General features: G+C 37.6%; 13 protein-coding genes, 1 tRNA gene and 1 pseudogene. 8 read left to right on the plus strand and 7 right to left on the minus strand.

What is annotated here, in order from left to right; all coding sequences use genetic code 11:
* Positions 1-184 precede the first annotated feature (184 nt).
* The 3 genes from J655_RS09675 to J655_RS09685 all read right to left on the minus strand — a co-directional run bounded on the left by J655_RS09675 (position 185) and on the right by J655_RS09685 (position 3,543).
* Positions 185-1,477, minus strand: a complete 1,293-nt coding sequence (locus tag J655_RS09675; protein WP_025467510.1) for a Y-family DNA polymerase — start codon at positions 1,475-1,477, stop codon at positions 185-187.
* Between the two features lie 91 nt (positions 1,478-1,568).
* A complete protein-coding gene (locus J655_RS09680; protein ID WP_032042639.1) occupies positions 1,569-2,819 on the minus strand; it encodes a tyrosine-type recombinase/integrase in 1,251 nt (416 codons plus the stop codon).
* A gap of 349 nt (positions 2,820-3,168) precedes the next feature.
* The gene (locus J655_RS09685) at positions 3,169-3,543 is read right to left on the minus strand and encodes a diacylglycerol kinase (protein ID WP_002118962.1); all 375 of its coding nucleotides are present in this window, start codon (positions 3,541-3,543) and stop codon (positions 3,169-3,171) included.
* 106 nt (positions 3,544-3,649) lie between these two features.
* Between J655_RS09685 and J655_RS09690 the strand changes: the two genes are divergently transcribed.
* Positions 3,650-4,612, plus strand: coding sequence for an MBL fold metallo-hydrolase (locus tag J655_RS09690; RefSeq protein WP_032007028.1), 963 nt, complete (start codon positions 3,650-3,652; stop codon positions 4,610-4,612).
* Positions 4,613-4,657: 45 nt separating this feature from the next.
* Here J655_RS09690 and J655_RS09695 read toward each other — a convergent pair whose 3' ends face one another.
* Positions 4,658-5,800, minus strand: a complete 1,143-nt coding sequence (locus tag J655_RS09695; protein WP_032007029.1) for a glycerophosphodiester phosphodiesterase — start codon at positions 5,798-5,800, stop codon at positions 4,658-4,660.
* A 263-nt stretch (positions 5,801-6,063) separates the two neighbouring features.
* Here J655_RS09695 and J655_RS09700 point away from each other — a divergent pair, with 263 nt between their 5' ends.
* Entirely contained in the window at positions 6,064-9,159 is a 3,096-nt protein-coding gene (locus J655_RS09700; RefSeq protein ID WP_032007030.1) for a multidrug efflux RND transporter permease subunit, read from the plus strand.
* Between the two features lie 73 nt (positions 9,160-9,232).
* Positions 9,233-9,808, plus strand: coding sequence for a DUF4112 domain-containing protein (locus J655_RS09705; protein WP_032007032.1), 576 nt, complete (start codon positions 9,233-9,235; stop codon positions 9,806-9,808).
* Between the two features lie 48 nt (positions 9,809-9,856).
* On the opposite strand, the gene htpX is transcribed toward J655_RS09705, so the two are convergent.
* Together htpX and J655_RS09715 are read right to left on the minus strand one after the other, a co-directional pair.
* Entirely contained in the window at positions 9,857-10,762 is a 906-nt protein-coding gene (gene htpX / locus J655_RS09710; RefSeq protein ID WP_002118851.1) for a protease HtpX, read from the minus strand.
* Between the two features lie 443 nt (positions 10,763-11,205).
* Positions 11,206-11,881, minus strand: a pseudogene (locus J655_RS09715) (lytic transglycosylase domain-containing protein); the annotation flags it as partial.
* A 503-nt stretch (positions 11,882-12,384) separates the two neighbouring features.
* Between J655_RS09715 and ttcA the strand changes: the two are divergent.
* Positions 12,385-13,290, plus strand: a complete 906-nt coding sequence (gene ttcA / locus J655_RS09720; protein ID WP_032052314.1) for a tRNA 2-thiocytidine(32) synthetase TtcA — start codon at positions 12,385-12,387, stop codon at positions 13,288-13,290.
* 204 nt (positions 13,291-13,494) lie between these two features.
* The gene (locus tag J655_RS09725) at positions 13,495-13,878 is read left to right on the plus strand and encodes an SCP2 sterol-binding domain-containing protein (protein ID WP_002118641.1); all 384 of its coding nucleotides are present in this window, start codon (positions 13,495-13,497) and stop codon (positions 13,876-13,878) included.
* Between the two features lie 90 nt (positions 13,879-13,968).
* Here J655_RS09725 and J655_RS09730 read toward each other — a convergent pair whose 3' ends face one another.
* Entirely contained in the window at positions 13,969-15,081 is a 1,113-nt protein-coding gene (locus J655_RS09730; RefSeq protein WP_032052315.1) for a transglycosylase SLT domain-containing protein, read from the minus strand.
* Positions 15,082-15,453: 372 nt separating this feature from the next.
* On the opposite strand from J655_RS09730, the gene greB reads away from it, so the two are divergent.
* From greB to J655_RS09745, 3 genes are all read left to right on the plus strand, one after another.
* Complete coding sequence (gene greB, locus J655_RS09735; RefSeq protein WP_032007037.1) at positions 15,454-15,948, plus strand: transcription elongation factor GreB; 495 nt, start codon at positions 15,454-15,456, stop codon at positions 15,946-15,948.
* Between the two features lie 89 nt (positions 15,949-16,037).
* Positions 16,038-16,127 (plus strand) — tRNA-Ser (locus tag J655_RS09740).
* Between the two features lie 446 nt (positions 16,128-16,573).
* Positions 16,574-17,452: a MetQ/NlpA family ABC transporter substrate-binding protein gene (locus J655_RS09745; protein ID WP_002118503.1), complete on the plus strand. Its 879-nt coding sequence runs from the start codon at positions 16,574-16,576 to the stop codon at positions 17,450-17,452.
* Positions 17,453-17,610: the final 158 nt, after the last annotated feature.

Raw genomic sequence — 17,610 nt, forward strand, 5'->3', positions numbered from 1 at the left:
CATTTGCGTACAGTGTGTTGTTAATTGACATTTTGTGCCAATAAAAAATTTGGCCAAATTCTCTCGAGTTTATGGCCAAATTTCTATAAAGTTTTTAACTTATTGAAAACTAATAATACAGTAAATTTTATTGCTAAATTATTGATTGGCATTTTATATCAAGTTTTGCGCCTATTATGAGCATCTAATTATTAATCTTTAGCATGCCTTCAAGAGTAAAATAATTATTCGATTTAAGATTTTGAGACATCGACCAGACTCGATTTTGATACATGCTCCCACCGAACCCGAGTTTATATTTTCCGTATTTCTCTTGAATACATTCTATTGCACACATTAAATTTTCAGTTTTTTCTAAATCACTATAGTCTGTCAGCAAGTCATAAGTATAAGAATTTTTGCTTTCTAGCGCAGTCAAAACCACCCCGCATTTTTTAAAATCCACTCCATATCTATAGATATAATCAATCATTGAAGTTGAAGCCTTTACCAAGCGTCTTACGTCATCTGTCGGAACACTAAATGATTGTGATAACTCGCCTTTATAAAAAGGCTTATTCACATCGAACGGGCTTGAGTGAGCAAATGCTACGATACAGCCACACAACACTTGATCTTTTCTAGCCCTTGTAAAAGCTTCTTGCGTCCTTCTGGCAATAGCTTCCTTTAGATCATCTTTATCAATAATCTTTTGTTTAAATGCTCTTGATGAAATGATTTGTTTTCTTGTTGGTGGTGTATCTTCTATTTCGATGCATGCAATTCCGTTTAGCTCAAGAACAGTTCTTTTCATTACAACGCTAAATAAAGATTCGATGTGATACGGATTTGCCATCATCAAATCAAATACGGTATTTATTCCCATCGCTTCTAACTTTCTAGAATGCTGCCTCCCCACACCCCAAACTTCCGAAACTTTTGTCTGTTTATAAAGTAAGTTGCGAATGTTTTCTTGAAAGGAAACAAGGTTACAAACGCCGTTAAAATTCGGATAAGTTTTAGCAAGATGATTGGCAATTTTTGCTTCTGTTTTAGATCTGCCAATACCAACACAAACCGGTAGACCAATCCACATAAAAACTCTGTCTTTCATTAACTTTGCATAAGCATTTAAATCATATTTATATTCGTATGCTGTTAGCTCTAAGAAAGCTTCATCAATGCTATATGTTTCATGTTCATGTGGGGCAACAAACTGTTTTAAGATTGCATGAAATCGCTTGCTCATCTCTGCATAGACGGGGTAGTTGCTTGAAAGTACGGCTACATTGTTACGCTTAACCAGATCAATTATTTTAAATAGTGGTTCACCCATCTTAATTCCAATAGCTTTAGCTTCCGCGCTACGAGCAACGGCACAGCCGTCATTATTCGACAAAACTATGACCGGCCTATTATTAAGCTGGGGGTTAAAGAAACGCTCAATGCTTGCATAGCAATTGTTCACATCTACGAGTGCAAAAATTCGCCTTTTCATACCATTTTGAAATCGTAACAAATTCAAGTTAATGGTAGAGCTGAGGCTTAACAAATTCAAATTTAAAAACTTGTGGATAAACAAACAAAAGTCAAAACTTGTCGTTAACTCTGGTGCATTTGGTCGGAAATTGGTCGGCCCAACTATCTACATGATCTGCCCACCATTGCATCATATTTCTACGATCATTTAGCCATTGGGCGTGGTTGTATGAAGCACGTGTTTTGTTATCTGATACATGTGCAAGTTGCAGTTCTACCCAGTCCTGATTAAATCCATTTTCGTTAGCAACTGTTGAGGCGGTAGCTCTTAAGCTATGCATGGTAAAATCAATATCCAGATTATCTAATGCTGTATTTAGAGTAGTTTTCCCTATCATCTCACCATCTTCACCCGGAAAGATATATTCACTATTTGGGTATAGCTCAAATTGTTCTTTTATTATTTCAATAAGCTGTTTTGATAAAGGAACGATATGCATCCTGTTTTTTTTCATATTACGTTTACCAGCAAGAATTTCAGCTCTTGATACAGCCGGAATAGTCCAAGTTTCATCTTCAAAATTAATAAACTCTTTTCTTCCGCGTCTGATTTCAATTGATCTGAGCCAAGAATAAGTCGCCGCTTTAATAGCATTACTAGTGCTTTTTGAGCCACCATATGCATTTAGCTTGGGGAATAATTCCTTTTTCTCAGCTTCGGTTAATGGTCTAGCATGGGTAACTTCTGGAAGCTTGATATATCCTCTTAAAGCATAAGTGGGATCAATAGAGATTCGTTTAGTAATAATGGCATAAGTCATAACCTCACCAATAATTTGCCTTACGAAAATTCCACGTGCTTCTCCAGTACCTTTACCTGACTTCCTAATTCTGGCCATAGTACTATCAAGCACATTTTTAATATCAATTGAATCAACTTCATGAATTGGCTTATTGCCGAGAATAGGGAAGATATCTTTTTTGTAATAACTTTTACGGCGTGTAAACCATTCTTCAGATTGCTGGCCTGTTTTCGTTTCGAGAAACTCAGCTGCAACTAAACTAAATGTACCAGTGTTTGCTTGAATGGCTTTTAATAATTCTTCTTGTTGGTAGCTTGAAGGATCTACGCCGTTGGCTAATTGTTTTCTAAATTCTAGAGTTTTTAAACGAGCTTCTGCTAAACTAACTTCTGGATATTGGCCGATTGTTAGCATGTTTGCTTTAGTTAGATAGCGATAACGGAAGCGCCAGAACTTTCCACCAGATGGGCGGACTTCTAAACATAAACCTGAATGATCAGCAACGCGAAAGACTTTTTCAGTTGGTTTTAATCGTTTGATTTTTAGATCGTTTAACATAAAGTGTGAGTAACGCTATTTTTGAGAGACCTTACTCACAATCTTACTCACAAAATTCGGTAATGTCATGTAAGGCTAGTTCATACTAGTTCAGTATAAAAATACTGTGTGACATTGGATTAAGTGGTTGCTTCATACTAGTTCATATAAGGTAATAATGATGTTAGGCATGATGTAATAACGCATCAACGCTTTAACCAAAAAATCCCTGCTTATGCAGGGATTTTTTATTTTTCACGTAATTTTAAGAAATAATTAAGTTCCATTATTTATATTAAAAACAGGAACAGCAGCTAGAAGTTCCTCTTTTGTTACAACCATGCTTATTTACTTGTAGGCATGGTTTTTTTTAGCCTAATAAAATAATTAACCAGGTAATAGCAATGATAGAGAGTGCAACAAATTGGGCAGCACTTCCCATATCTTTTGCATTTTTAGAAAGCTGATGTTTTTCAAGAGAGACTCGGTCAACCACAGCCTCAATAGCAGAGTTGAATAGCTCAACGATCATTGCAAAAAGACATACAATAATCAGTAATACATGTTCACTACGGCTCACATCAAGAAAAAAACTAACCGGAATCAAAATAATATTAATCAAAACAATTTGGCGAAAAGCTGCCTCATTTTTATAAGCTGCTTTAAATCCTGAAATAGAGTAGCCCGTTGCATTTAATATGCGCTTAAGACCGCTTTTACCCTTATAGGGAGAATAGCTATTCATATACTTATATTTCTGACACTTTTCATGCATTATATAATTTGGGTCTTAAAAAATTATTAAATCTTTTTTAAAGATTTCGACTTTATAACTCAATAGAGAAGAAAAGATGAAAAAATTATGTGTAGCGTTGGGCCTTGCAATTGGAAGCATCCATGCAAGTTATGCTGAGCCAACAGCAACCCCGCAAGTACCAGGATATTATCACCATCAATTTGGAAACTACCGCGTAACTTCTTTGCTTGATGGTACGATTTATTTAAATCCTGATTTATTCAAAAACTTAAATCAGGCTCAGAAAACTAAAATCTTAACGAAATATGCTGCTGTTAATGAGAAAGGGATTCAAACCTCGGTAAATGCATTTTTAGTTGATGATGGAAAAAGCTTAACGCTTGTAGACAGTGGTGCAGCAAGTTGTTTTGGCCCGCAACTTGGCTCGATTGCAAAAAATATTGAATTGGCTGGTTATAAGCTTGCTGATGTAAAAACTGTTTTACTTACTCATCTACACCCAGACCATGTATGCGGTATTGCTCAAAATGGAAAAGCCGTATTTCCAAATGCAACTGTATATGCACATGAGCATGAAGCTGATTACTGGTTAAATCCAGCTTCTGAAAAAACAGTGCCAGCAGACAAAAAAGAAAATTATTTGGGTACTGTTAAAAACGTAAAAACTGCTCTTGCTCCATACCAAGCAAAAAAAGCATTCAAGACATTTAAAGATGGCGACGTCATTCAAGGTTTTGAGGTAATCGATACTCGTGGTCATACACCAGGTCATCATAGCTTCCGCTTAAAAAGTAATGATCAGCAAATCATTTTTGTTGGAGACATTGTCCACTCACATTCATTGCAATTTGATGCTCCAAAAACTGGGGTAGATTTTGATGTGAATTCTGAGCAGGCAATTAATACCCGTCTCAAAATGTTTGCAGAAATTTCAAATAAGCAACAATGGGTTGCCGCACCACATTTACCATTCCCGGGCATTGGTCATGTTTATAAAGTAAATGCCGAGCAATATCAGTGGATCCCGCTCTATTTTGATAATGTTGTAGAGAAATAAAAAAACAGGGCATTTATTGCCCTGTTTTTTTATTAAAAACTTTATTTATTTTGCGGTTTTTTCATAATTAATAACGGCTTCACGGCCAAGTGCCGGGTCATCTGTAAAGACTCCATCAACTCCAGCTTTAAAATAGGCTTCAAACTCTTTTAAAGCACCAGATGGACAGCGCTCCGCTGGTTTATCTTGACTACATTTTAAAGGTGTTGGTAAATAATTATTTTCTGGGCGGAAAGTATAAGGATGTACTTTTAAGCCAGCTTTATGCGCATCAGAAATAAACGAAGTCGTTTGAACTGAGCCATCGTCATTAAAGTTCAGAATATAGCCTTTACTTGGTCCTACACCGTTTGCATATTTAGCTACGTCTTTTAAGCCTTCTGCTGTGGCTAAATCAGCATAAGTTTTAGTTTCACCAGATTCAACGAAGTCGGCTGGTTGCGAAGTTTTAGCGTCATATAATTGAATAATTTGTGCATGTTTAATCGTTTTATGAAGGCCGAGCTGATCTTTTAAATATTTTAGATTACTCACTTCAAAAGACTGTAAATAGACAGGTGCAATCTCACGTGTATATTTATACTTGGCTAAGGTTTTAAGAAGGGTATCTTCCATTGCCAGTTTCTGGTTTTTAAAGTAGGTCGGATGTTTGGTTTCAATATATAACCCAATAATTTTTCCTGTTTTTTTATAATTTGCTTCAGCCAGCTCAATCACTTGTTCTAGCGTCGGGACAGGGTAAAGATCGTTATAGGCTGTGTTTGCTGGGCGGAACTCTGGAATACGTTCACGTGCTTTAAGCTGCTGTAATTCACTTAAAGTGAAGTCTTCTGTAAACCAGCCAGTTAAGTCTTTACCATCAATATTTTTTGTTGTTTTACGATCTGCAAACTGGCTTAAAGTGCTTACATTGGTTGTTCCACCAATCTCATTTTCATGGCGAGTAACCAATACGCCATCTTTTGTAGAAACTAGATCAGGTTCAATGAAATCTGCACCATCATCAATCGCTTTCTGATATGAAGCTAATGTATGTTCTGGACGTAAAGCGCTTGCGCCACGGTGTCCTACTACTAAAATTTTAGGAAGTTGATATTCTGGTGTGGTTGGTGAGTTTTCAGTTTTATCATCGTCATTACATCCAGCCAAGCTAATTAAACTTAAGCATAAAAGTGCTTTTTTAAACATAATTCTACTCATATTGTTTTAGTCGAAACGCAATTAGTCTGATGCTTGAAATTGACGTGATCATGAAGAATTCATGAATTTTCAGTGACACTTGTTAAAACCTTGTTTATGGGTTTGTAGGAAATGCGAGTTCTTGCTTTGTTTTTGTTCTAATTGCATTTATTGTGTTAATTCTACTTGTCTTTTTTATATTGCTCGTCGATGATCAAGAGGGCAAATTTGGTATTGCCATCTGTTAATTGACGACCTAATTCTGAGCAGCCATGCTATCTAAATTTTTTATTCAGCGTCCCATTTTTGCCAGTGTACTAGCAATTATTGTTATGGCATTTGGTATTTTCTCGGTGCTGAATTTACCCGTAGAGCGCTATCCTGATATTGCCCCTCCTAAAATTACAGTATCGGCAAGTTATAGTGGTGCGGATGCGCAAACGGTTGAGCAAAGTGTTACTCAGATTTTAGAACAACAAATACAAGGTATTGATAATTTACTTTATTTTAGCTCTACCAGTGATTCATCAGGACGTAGCCGAATTACCATTAGTTTTGATAATGGCACAAATCCAGATACAGCACAGGTCCAAGTACAAAATAGTATTAGTGGCGTCATAAGACGTTTACCCGATGAAGTACAACGCCAAGGGGTGACTGTGAGCAAGTCACTTGGCGATACTTTTATGGTGGTAGGCTTATATGACTCAACTGGTAAATCGGGCAATATTGAGCTATCGGACTATTTAACGACACATGTGGTAGATGACCTGAACCGTATTGAAGGGGTGGGTGAGTCTGATGTTTTTGGTTCGCAATATGCAATGCGAATTTGGCTAAATCCAGAGAAATTAAAACAATATAATTTAATGCCAAGTGATGTTGCGAATGCAATCACTGCTCAAAATACACAAGTTGCCGCAGGTGCAATCGGTGATTTACCTGTCATTGATGGACAATATTTAAATACTAAAGTCACCGCAGGATCTCGACTAAAAACAGTCGAAGATTTTAAAAATATTGTAGTGAAAGCAAATCAAACAGCGAGCTATGTCTACTTAAAAGATATTGCTAGAGTCGAGTTGGGTGCAGAAAATTATCAGTCTTTTAACACTATTAATGGCTATCCGGCCGCTGGTTTAGGCATTTCACTATCTTCTGGTGCAAACGCGATTCAGACCTCAAAACTCATCCATCAAACTCTAGATCAGCTTACAACCAAGCTACCTGCTGGCTATAAAATTGTTTATCCACGAGATAATACGCCGTTTGTCCAAGAGTCTATTAAGGAAGTTGTAAAGACGCTTATTGAAGCCATTATTTTAGTTATTTTGGTGATGTTCCTGTTCTTGCAAAGCTGGCGCGCTACACTCATTCCAAGTATTACCGTTCCTGTGGTTATTTTGGGAACTTTTGCTGTTTTATATGTGCTCGGTTTTAGTATTAACACCTTGACGCTGTTTGCATTGGTGCTCGCCATTGGTTTGCTAGTAGATGATGCGATTGTGGTGGTTGAGAATGTTGAACGGCTCATGCATGAACAGCATTTAACGCCGAAAGAAGCAGCCATTGAGTCGATGGGAGAAATTAGTGGTGCCTTAGTCGGAATTACATTGGTTTTAACTGCTGTTTTTATTCCAATGTCGTTTTTAGGTGGCTCAATTGGCGTGATTTACCGTCAGTTTTCTATTACTTTAGTTGCCGCTATGGCGTTATCACTCGTCGTGGCATTAGTGTTAACACCTGCTTTATGTGCCTTAATTTTAAAGCCTAATCCAGAGCCTATGCGCTGGGCAGTTTGGTTTAACAAAAAAATTGATCAACTCAAAAATCAATATATCAAGATTGTCCAGACAACCATTCGGTATAGTAAATCGGTTATCGTGATTTTTGTGGCTTTGATTGCTGTTTTTGCATTGTTCTATAGCGGTTTAAAAAGTGGATTTATTCCTAAAGAAGATCAAGGCATTTTAAGTGTTCAAATTAAACTTGTTGATAGTGCGCCAATCTCGCAAAGTCAGAAAATTGGAGAACAAGTCCGCCAATATTTCTTAACTCAAGAAGATATGAATGTGGATCTGGTTTTAATCCGCTATGGCCGAAATTATTCTGGTACAGGGCAGAACTTGGCGCAAGGATTTATTGCCTTAAAACCTTGGGATGTACGTACAGGTAAGGAAAATTCGGCTGACGCTATACAAAAGCGTGCAATGAAATATTTTAGTCAGTTCAATAATGCACAAATTAATGTGACATTACCTGCTTCAGTCAATGGTTTGGGCCAAACTGATGGGTTGGATTTATGGATTCAGGATTTAAATGGCCAAGGGCAAGATTTTCTGGATAATACCTTCCGCCAGTTGCAAACGCAGAGTAAAAGCTATTCAAGTTTTGAGAACTTTGATAAGCAATCTACTAACAGTAAAGCAAACCTCAATATCAAAATTGACCAGAAACAAGCATTAGCAAATGGATTAGAGCTCCCCGCGATTAACAATACCTTGTCGAGTGCATGGGGTGGAACGTATGTGAATGACTTTATTGACCGTGGTCGTATCAAACGCGTTATGATCCAAGGTGATGCCGAGTTCAGATCGAAACCGGAAGATTTATATAATTGGTCTGTACGTAATAATCAAAATGAGATGGTGCCTTTTAGCTCATTTGCTAACTTCAGTTGGGGTGGTGCTCCTGAAATTGTAAAACGCTATATGGGTTATAGTGCATTACAACTTCAAGCTGATGTTGCGAGTGGTAGCAGTTCGGGTCAGGCAATGAAAGATGTTGAACAACTTGTAAATCAGCAAAAGGATGTTGGCTTGGCGTGGACAGGTTTATCTTTTGAAGAGCAGAAGTCGACAAATCAGGCTGTCTGGTTATATTTAATCTCGGCAGGCTTTATCTTCTTATGTTTAGCTGCACTCTATGAAAGTCTAAGCATTCCCGCTGCGGTAATGACCTCTATTCCGCTTGGGGTGGGAGGAAGTGTCATATTCTCTTATCTTTTTGGTCTACCAAATGATGTGTATTTCCAGATTGCACTGTTAACCACAATTGGATTGTCTTGTAAAAATGCAATTTTAATTGTTGAGTTTGCTGCCTTGGCGCAAGAAAAAGGGAAGAGTGCAATTGAAGCAGCTTTAGAAGGCGCAAGCTTACGTTTAAGACCGATTTTAATGACTTCTTTAGCTTTTGGTGCAGGAGTGATTCCTTTGGTCTTTGCACAAGGGGCAGGGGCTGTAAGCCGTCAAGAAATCGGTATTAGTATTTTAGGTGGCGTTATGTTTGGTACAGTACTGGTTCTTTTCTTTATTCCAGTTATGTACGTATTACTGCGTTCGCTGTTTAGATCGAAAACTACTAGTTAAAAGTAAACAATTTAAAAAGAGGTATTAAATCAAGTATATTAAGATTAACTTTCTCTTTATATATTTGATTTAGATGCCTCAAGAAAAAAAATTAACAGAGCAACAGGTTATCGCACTAGAACGAGATCTGGCTAAGTTTGCAACCATGATGGATAGTGCGGTTCGCATTCCTTTTACAAAGCAAGGTATTGGTGCCGATGCTGCGCTCAGTACGATTCCAATTGCAGGTGATGTCGCTGGTTTCGCATTGACGTGTTATGCGATTTATAAAGCCAAACAAATTGGTGTGCCTCAGCATAAATTGACTCCAGTCATCAAACTTGCCTTTGTAGATGCTGTAGTCGGATTTGTTCCTGTGGCTGGGACTATTTTTGATATTTTTATAAGACCAAGTCGAAAAGCACTAGATGTAGTTCATACGCATATACGCGAAGAATATAAGATCCAAAGTGATATTCATGTCGTTCATCCCTACTTACATGAAAAGCTCGAAAAGAAGCAGCAGAACTCAGCTTTCTGGAGAAATCCTGTTGTCAGTTGGTTATGGTTGCATATTCCCGATTTAGTAGGTGCGCTTGTACTGCTTTTAATTGGATTAGCTGTTTGGTGGGGCGCAAGCTATCTTTGGAGTCTCTATCAAACCATGTAATAAAAAATAAAGCCTCCATTTGGAGGCTTTATTTTTACATTAAACGTTTTATGGGCAATCTAATTGATGTAAAGCTGCCACACGTTGTTCAATTGTTGGGTGGGTTTGGAACAAAGCAGCTAAGCTGAAACCTTGTTCTTTACCTTCCGCAATTGCGAAGGCTTTCATTTCTTTTGGCATTTGATCTGGCATTTCTGTCTCAGCTTGGAGACGTAATAATGCAGAAATCATTGCTTGTTTACCTGCTAAACGTGCACCTGCTTCATCAGCACGGTATTCACGATAACGAGAGAACCACATCACAATGGCAGAAGCGAGAATACCAAAGACGATATCCAATACCATGGTAATAATGAAGTAACCCATACCAGGGGCTTCATCGTCTTGACGACCAAATACGTTACGGTCGATAAAGTCACCAACGACACGCGCAAAGAACATAACAAAGGCGTTCACAACACCTTGGATGAGCGCTAGGGTAACCATGTCACCATTCGCAACGTGACCAATCTCGTGCGCAAGCACTGCACGTAGTTCATCTTTGTTCATACGTTCAAGTAGACCAGATGAAACGGCAACTAAAGCATCATTTTTGTTCCAGCCTGTTGCAAAGGCATTGGATTGATATGATGGAAAAATACCAACCTCTGGCATGTTGATACCAGCACGTTGAGAAAGTTCAGCGACTGTTTGCAATAACCAGCTTTCAGCTTGGTTACGAGGAGCATTCGGGTCGATCAGTTCTGTACCGGTCGTTTTCTTAGCCATCCATTTTGACATGAATAACGAGATTAAAGATCCCACCATACCAAACACAAAACAGATCACTAAAAGGTTGCCTAGATTCAAGCCACCCGCGCCATGGTAACTACCGACACCGAAGAGTGACAAAATAATGCCAGCTACAACCAGTACCGCGAGGTTGGTAAGCAAAAACAAACCAATCCGCATCATTGAGAAAATCCTCTTATAAATAAAATGTTATCTGATTTACAAATTCGAAATCATGAAGCTAATATGCGGGGCTTGGGGGAAAAATTCAAGAAAAAAATAAGGAATTGATACATTCTTTCATGTAGCAGAATGTACCTAAATTTAAAGAATAATTGGCTAAATTCGTCAAAATGGTAAAGATCGGGTAATAGATCATTACAATTTAAAACATCTAAACTAACCTAAATAGAACTGCGAGCCGCCGTTCTTCTTTACTGTTTATTCAATTCTTATATGGGCAATTGCGGTGGCATTATTGGTGACATAAGTGCCCGTTGGCGCATCGGTATAGGTACCGTCAGATAAAGTCACGATTTGACGAGAAGATGAATATTTAGGTGATTGAGTCGTGATTTGAGCTGTTGTGTTTTCTGCCAAATTAGAAGGATGTGAAACGGTTTGTACTGAAGCATTCGTAAAAGATGAAAAACCTGAACCCGATGCATATAGGTTTTGGTATCGACTTGTTACACGGCGCACATAATCTTGTGTTTCACGGAAAGGGGGAATACCGCCATATTTGTCGACATTACCTTCCCCGGCATTGTAAGCCGCAAGCGCCATTTGCGTGTTTCCATTAAAACGCTTGAGTAACCAGCTTAAATATTTAGCGCCTGCAAAAATATTTTGTTGCGGGTCATAGGCGTTAGAGACATTAAAACGACGGGCAGTCGCAGGCATGAGCTGCATTAAGCCTTGAGCACCTACTGGCGAACGAGCTCTTACGTTAAATCCTGACTCGGTGTGCATAACGGCTTTAATTAGACCTTCTGAAACACCATGTTGTTGTGCAGCTTGTCTAATAATATGGTCGAAAGCATTTTTATTCTTATTGTAGCTTGGCAGAACAGAAGCTTCTGATGCTCCCCAGTTTGTATAACTGTGAATATTACTATCAGGGTAATAGGTCACTTTTACTTTTTTAAGAGAGTGGTCATAGCTTTTTCGGTTGGTGAGCAATGTACTACCGTTTTTATCTTGGTAAATATACATTTGACCCGCTGAACTCGAGGTTGTGCCGACCGTAAAAGTGGTCATCCCCAGCAAACAAGAAACAAGAAATTGAACCGAATTTTTCATTTTATGTTATTCACAATTTTAGGTACTCAAAACTTGCAAAAGAGTTTATCAAAAAATATTACTTAAAGAAGATTTGTGTAATTTTTTTTATTTCGACTCTTTCAAAAAATCAAGCTGATTTGTTCGAATGCTCATCAAAAAAAATTAAAAAATTTTTTTAAAATGATTCTATTGACATGGTTAACTTGTTGATTGTTAATAACAAAAAACATTGGTTAAAAAATGATCAATTTAAAGAAAACCCTTAACAGAAGGCCAAAACAGTTTGTCAAGTACGAAGAAATCCACAATTTTATCCACAGGTTTTGTGGAAAACTGTGGAAAAGTCCAAAAAGTAAGCATTTTGCACAAATTTTGAACGCTTCAGTCAAAATAGAGCATGTGTTTTGCATCATGCACGAGCAATGTGACGACTTCAAGAATTGAAACTATTCTTTTGATGCGATTCTCTTCTGAATCATATAAAATTGCGCGGTATTTTTATTTATGGGTATATCTCGTCTATGTACGCGCCAGTTGAGTCCAATCAGGGATTTAATTTTAAGCCTGAACTTCCAACAAGCTCGGCCTATTACCGTTTGCTCAAGAAGCTTCGCCGTCAAGTTGGGCATGCTATTCGTGACTTCAATATGATTGAAGATGGCGATAAGGTCATGGTGTGTGTCTCTGGTGGTAAAGACAGTTATACCTTGCTCGATATTTTGTTGCAGTTTAAGCGTATCGCACCGATTAATTTTGAGGTGGTTGCGGTTAACCTCGACCAAAAACAACCAGGCTTTCCTGAAGATGTTTTGCCTCGTTATATGGAAGAGAACAACATTCCATATTACATTTTAGAAAAAGACACCTATACCATTACTAAACGCTTAACGCCGGAAGGTAAAACCTACTGTGCAGTATGTTCACGTTTACGCCGTGGTTCTTTATATGGCTTTGCACATGAGATTGGTGCCACTAAAGTTGCTTTAGGTCATCACCGTGATGACATCATTGCAACGTTCTTCTTGAATTTGTTCCATGGCGGTAGCTTAAAGGCGATGCCTCCAAAGCTTTTATCGTCAGATAAAAAGAACATTTTGATTCGTCCTTTGGCATATGTTGAAGAAAAAGACATTATTAAATATGCCGAGATTCGTCAGTTCCCAATCATTCCATGTAACCTTTGTGGTTCGCAGGAAAACCTACAGCGTGCCATGCTTAACGAAATGCTACGTGAATGGGATAAACAATATCCAAAACGCTTACACAGCATTTTCGGGGCGTTACAAAATGTATCTCCGTCTCAGTTAGCGGACCGTGAATTGTTTGATTTTGAAGCTCTAGATTCTCAGCGTGAGCTAGATATTAAAGATCCGGAAGAGCTGAAGAACCGTTTAGATGTCGTGAACTTAAGCTTTGCTGCTGAATAAAAGCTAGTGTAGACAATGTTAAAGGCACTTTATAAACAAGTGCCTTTAATGTATCAAAATACTAAAAAATGAATGTTCCGTACAAAAAGTCATAGCCCAAAATTTAAATTACATGCTATAACAACGCACAAGCAGAATTGCTTCACATGATGTTGTCTGGATAGACAACCAGAGAAATTGAACAAATAAATTTGAGGAAGAATCATGCCTGCATTTTTAACTGAAGATTGGTTTGCGACTGTCGAAAAATTAACTGCTGAAGCAGGTGATCTTAATTTGCCACCAGCTCTTGCGAATTTGGCAATTAATTTAGTAGTTACAGATGCTTCTGGAAATACCGAATTAGCGTTAGATGGGGGTAAAATCCAAAAAGGTTTGTCTTCAAATGCCAAAACAACTTTAAATATGGATGCTGAAACTTTACGTAAAGTATTCTTAGAGTTTGATATGGCTGCTGCTATGCAGGCATTCATGACTGGTAAAATTAAAGTTCAGGGCGATATGTCTCAATTAATGGCTTTACAAACAGCTAAGCCAAGCCAAGAACAAAAAGATTTGTTTAAGAAAGTATTAGAGCATACTGCTTAATCCTAAAAGAATTCATATAAAAAGCTTACCCGAAGAGGTAAGCTTTTTATTGATACAAACCATGAATTTATCAACTTTTGAAAATAAAAATTAGATATTGATTCGTGTTTGCGCCGTTTTGATATGTTCAAGATAAGCACGGATACGAGTGACATATTGAACTGCTTGCTTATATCGACCATTTCGCGCTTTATTGCTTTGCAAATAGTCATAGAGATTAACCCATTTGTTCGGATCTTTCCCTTGAGATTGCAAGCGCTTCTGAATCTGACTTACCGCACCCGGTCCCATGTTATAGGCCACAAGCGCATACCAGTTCCGATCAGGGAACGGAATATTATCAAATTCAGTTAGCATCAAATCGTAATACTTCGCGCCGCCCTGAATACTCTGAGCAGGATCGCTACGATTGCTTACACCCATTGCTCGAGCAGTGCTATTGGTTAACATCATTAAGCCGCGAACACCTGTGGGAGAAACAGATTCTGGCTTTAAATATGACTCTTGATAACCAATTGCGGCAAGTAAATGCCAATCTAGATCATACTTCGCGGCACTTTGTTTAAAGCTTGCTTTGTAGATCGGTAAACGTGTACTTAAGTCACGTTGAATGGTTGACCATGCTTCTGGTTTCACCACATTGCGGTTATAAAAAGAGGCAAGCTGTTGTGTCACACCATTTTGCTTACTTTGGCATACAAAGCCACTGGCGGTCTGAGTGAGTGGGTCATCAGCCTGTTTAAATACCCAACTTAACTCAGGATTTAAGCCATTTTTTTGCAAATTCGCTGTGTCACCACAAGTTGCAGAAAAAGACATCAAACCTTTGTTTTCGATTGTGCTTAAACCAGCTGTAGTCATCGCAAAGTTTGCTTTACCTTGCTGAACCCATCTAAGTGCAGTGGTATTGTCTGCCACGATTTTAAAGTCCAGCTTTACATTTAGATTCTGTGCATAGTTACGTGCTAAGTCGTAACCAAAACCGTGTAAAAACTGATCTTCTTTGAAAACGGTTGTTGGGCTTTCTACCGCAACAACAGTTAAAGTGTTTGTGTTAACTACAGTATTGTACTGTAGGGTTTTTCCTGCATTAAGACTATGAAATGGGAGAAATATAGTACTAAGTGCAAGAGCTTTTAACGGGAGAGAAGAAAATAAAGAGTTAAGGCAAAGCCTCGACCCAGAACTTGAATTACTGTGCATGTTGTCTCCGCTACAGATAATTTATGCCCTAAAAGTCAGACAAAAAGCTGCCATAACTTCTAAAAGTTGATAAATTCAATAAGGGGTGGGCAGTCATGACGTCATTCAAAATGACATGAAATGAAAAAAACAAACTGTGTAGAAAATCTACATAGTTTTCGAGTGGGTTAAAAAATGCTCAACATTTAAACTGCGCGCATCATAATATTGAAAAAAAGTAATGTCAAATTTTGTACAATTAAAACTTCGATATATCATCATAAACACATGAATTTCTTAAGGAAGAAAATTTATACACTTCTGATGTGAGAAAATAGGGTATAAAATGCTACATCTTGTAAGCGATATGTTGTTGAACAGTGGTTTTTTATCATGAAATCTAACTTAATCACTCGGTCAGGGCATGACAAATTAGTTGCTGAATTAAAACAACTTTGGCATGAAGAACGACCGGAAATCACTAAAAAAGTAAATTGGGCTGCAAGCTTAGGTGACCGCAGTGAAAACGCGGATTATCAATATAATAAGCAGCTCCTTAGAAAAATTGATCGACGTGTACGTTATTTAGGAAAACGCTTAGAAGAATTAAAAATTGTTGATTACTCTCCTGAGCAAGACGGCAAAGTTTACTTTGGCGCTTGGGTTGAGATTGAAAACGAAGAAGGTGAGCAAAAAACTTTACGTATTGTAGGAATTGATGAAATTTATGATCATCACCCTCAACATATCTCGATTGAGTCGCCTATGGCTCGCGCATTGCTCGGCAAAGAAGTTGATGATGAGGTTGAAGTACACACGCCATCTGGAAAAAAGCTGTGGTATATCAATACAATTCGCTATGAAAAGACGGAAAACTCAGAAATTTAAATAGATTTGTGTTTATTTTGAGCGGTTGAATTAAAAATTAAATAAAAGATTTGCCAACTTCAATTTTTATTTATATTATAGCGCTCGTTGGAAGCGTGGCAGAGCGGTTTAATGCACCGGTCTTGAAAACCGACGAGGGTGTGAGTCCTCCGTGAGTTCGAATCTCACCGCTTCCGCCAGATTCTTAAAAGCCCTTGTTAATGACAAGGGCTTTTTTTTTATACCTAGTGTCTACATTACAGTAAGATTTAGCTTAAATACTGCTAATAAATCCTGAAAATTTCATATAAATCAAATAAGTATATATTTTAATCAAAATTACTATATTTATATAATATATTTTTTATTTTCAATATCTTATCAATTAAGCTTCTATATAACAGAATCGAACAAGTTATTTGTAGAATATTCATTTATTGATATATGATGAGCCAATATTTAGAAACTGTTTCAAAACATAATTCTATTGTTCAGCGAGCAAGTTCAAGGAAGGAATGATGCTGAATTCAGTTTTCTAAACCCGATACCTGGAAATTATTTCCGCCCCAAAATTGTATTTTGACCCATTGGTTGGCAATGCCTGACTCTTTTGTAAGATAGGCGTTTCCTATTTTAGGATGTATCTATGAAAAAATTATTTAGTGTTTTGTTCAGCGCATCTGTTCTAACACTGACTGCATGTAATAAAGAACCTGCAAAAACTGAAAATACAGCATCAGCTAAAGACAAAACTGAATCAGTTCGAACTATTAAACTGGTATCAACAGGTTCAGACACTGACGTATGGAAATATGTTGCAACGCTTCCTGAAACTGCTCAAGCGGGCATTAAACTCGAAGTGACTAACCTGACAGACTATGTTGTATTGAATACATCTGTAGCAAGTGGCGAACAAGATGTAAATGCGTTCCAGTCATTTAACTATTTGGCAGCTTATAACTCTTCAAATACAGCTAAAGTTGCTGCTGTTGCGACAACTTACCTAGAGCCAATGGGTATTTATGCAAATAAAGTTAAATCTGTTGAAGAGTTCCCACAAGGCGCAACTATCGCGATTCCAAACGATACTGCCAATGAAGCGCGCGCTTTAACATTATTACAGTCTGCTAAACTGATTAAACTCAAACCAGACTTTGATCCTGTAAAAGGGACGACCAATGACGTCGTTGAAAACCCTAAAAACTTACAATTAAAACCAATTCAAATGACTACAGCAGTTCGTGTTAAAAACGATGTAGACGCAATTGTGTTGGGTAATACATTGGCACTTGAGGGTGGCCTCAATGTAATGAAAGATTCTATCTTCCGTGAGCCTATTGACCAGTCTACAAAGCTTTATGTGAATTTGTTGGGTGTTGCTGAAGCGAACAAAAACGACCCGATCTATACAAAACTGGGTGAACTTTACCACTTACCTAAAGTTCAAAAGTTTGTAAGCGAAAAATTCGGTGGAACAAAAGTTGAAGTGAACAAACCTGTTTCTGAATTTGCAGACATCAAATAAGTAATTTTTTAATTTAAAATTATTTTTAAAAGCTAAGTCTCGGTAATCGGGGCTTAGCTTTTGGATTATTTATTTTTAAAGGAAACCCAAAGTTATCGGAACAAGATTTATATTAATTTTAGAAGACTAGCTATCAAATAATTCTTAGCATACTTGAC

It is taken from the genome of Acinetobacter sp. 1294243 (genome assembly GCF_000588015.1).
In the GTDB taxonomy this organism is placed as follows: Bacteria; Pseudomonadota; Gammaproteobacteria; order Pseudomonadales; family Moraxellaceae; genus Acinetobacter; species Acinetobacter pittii.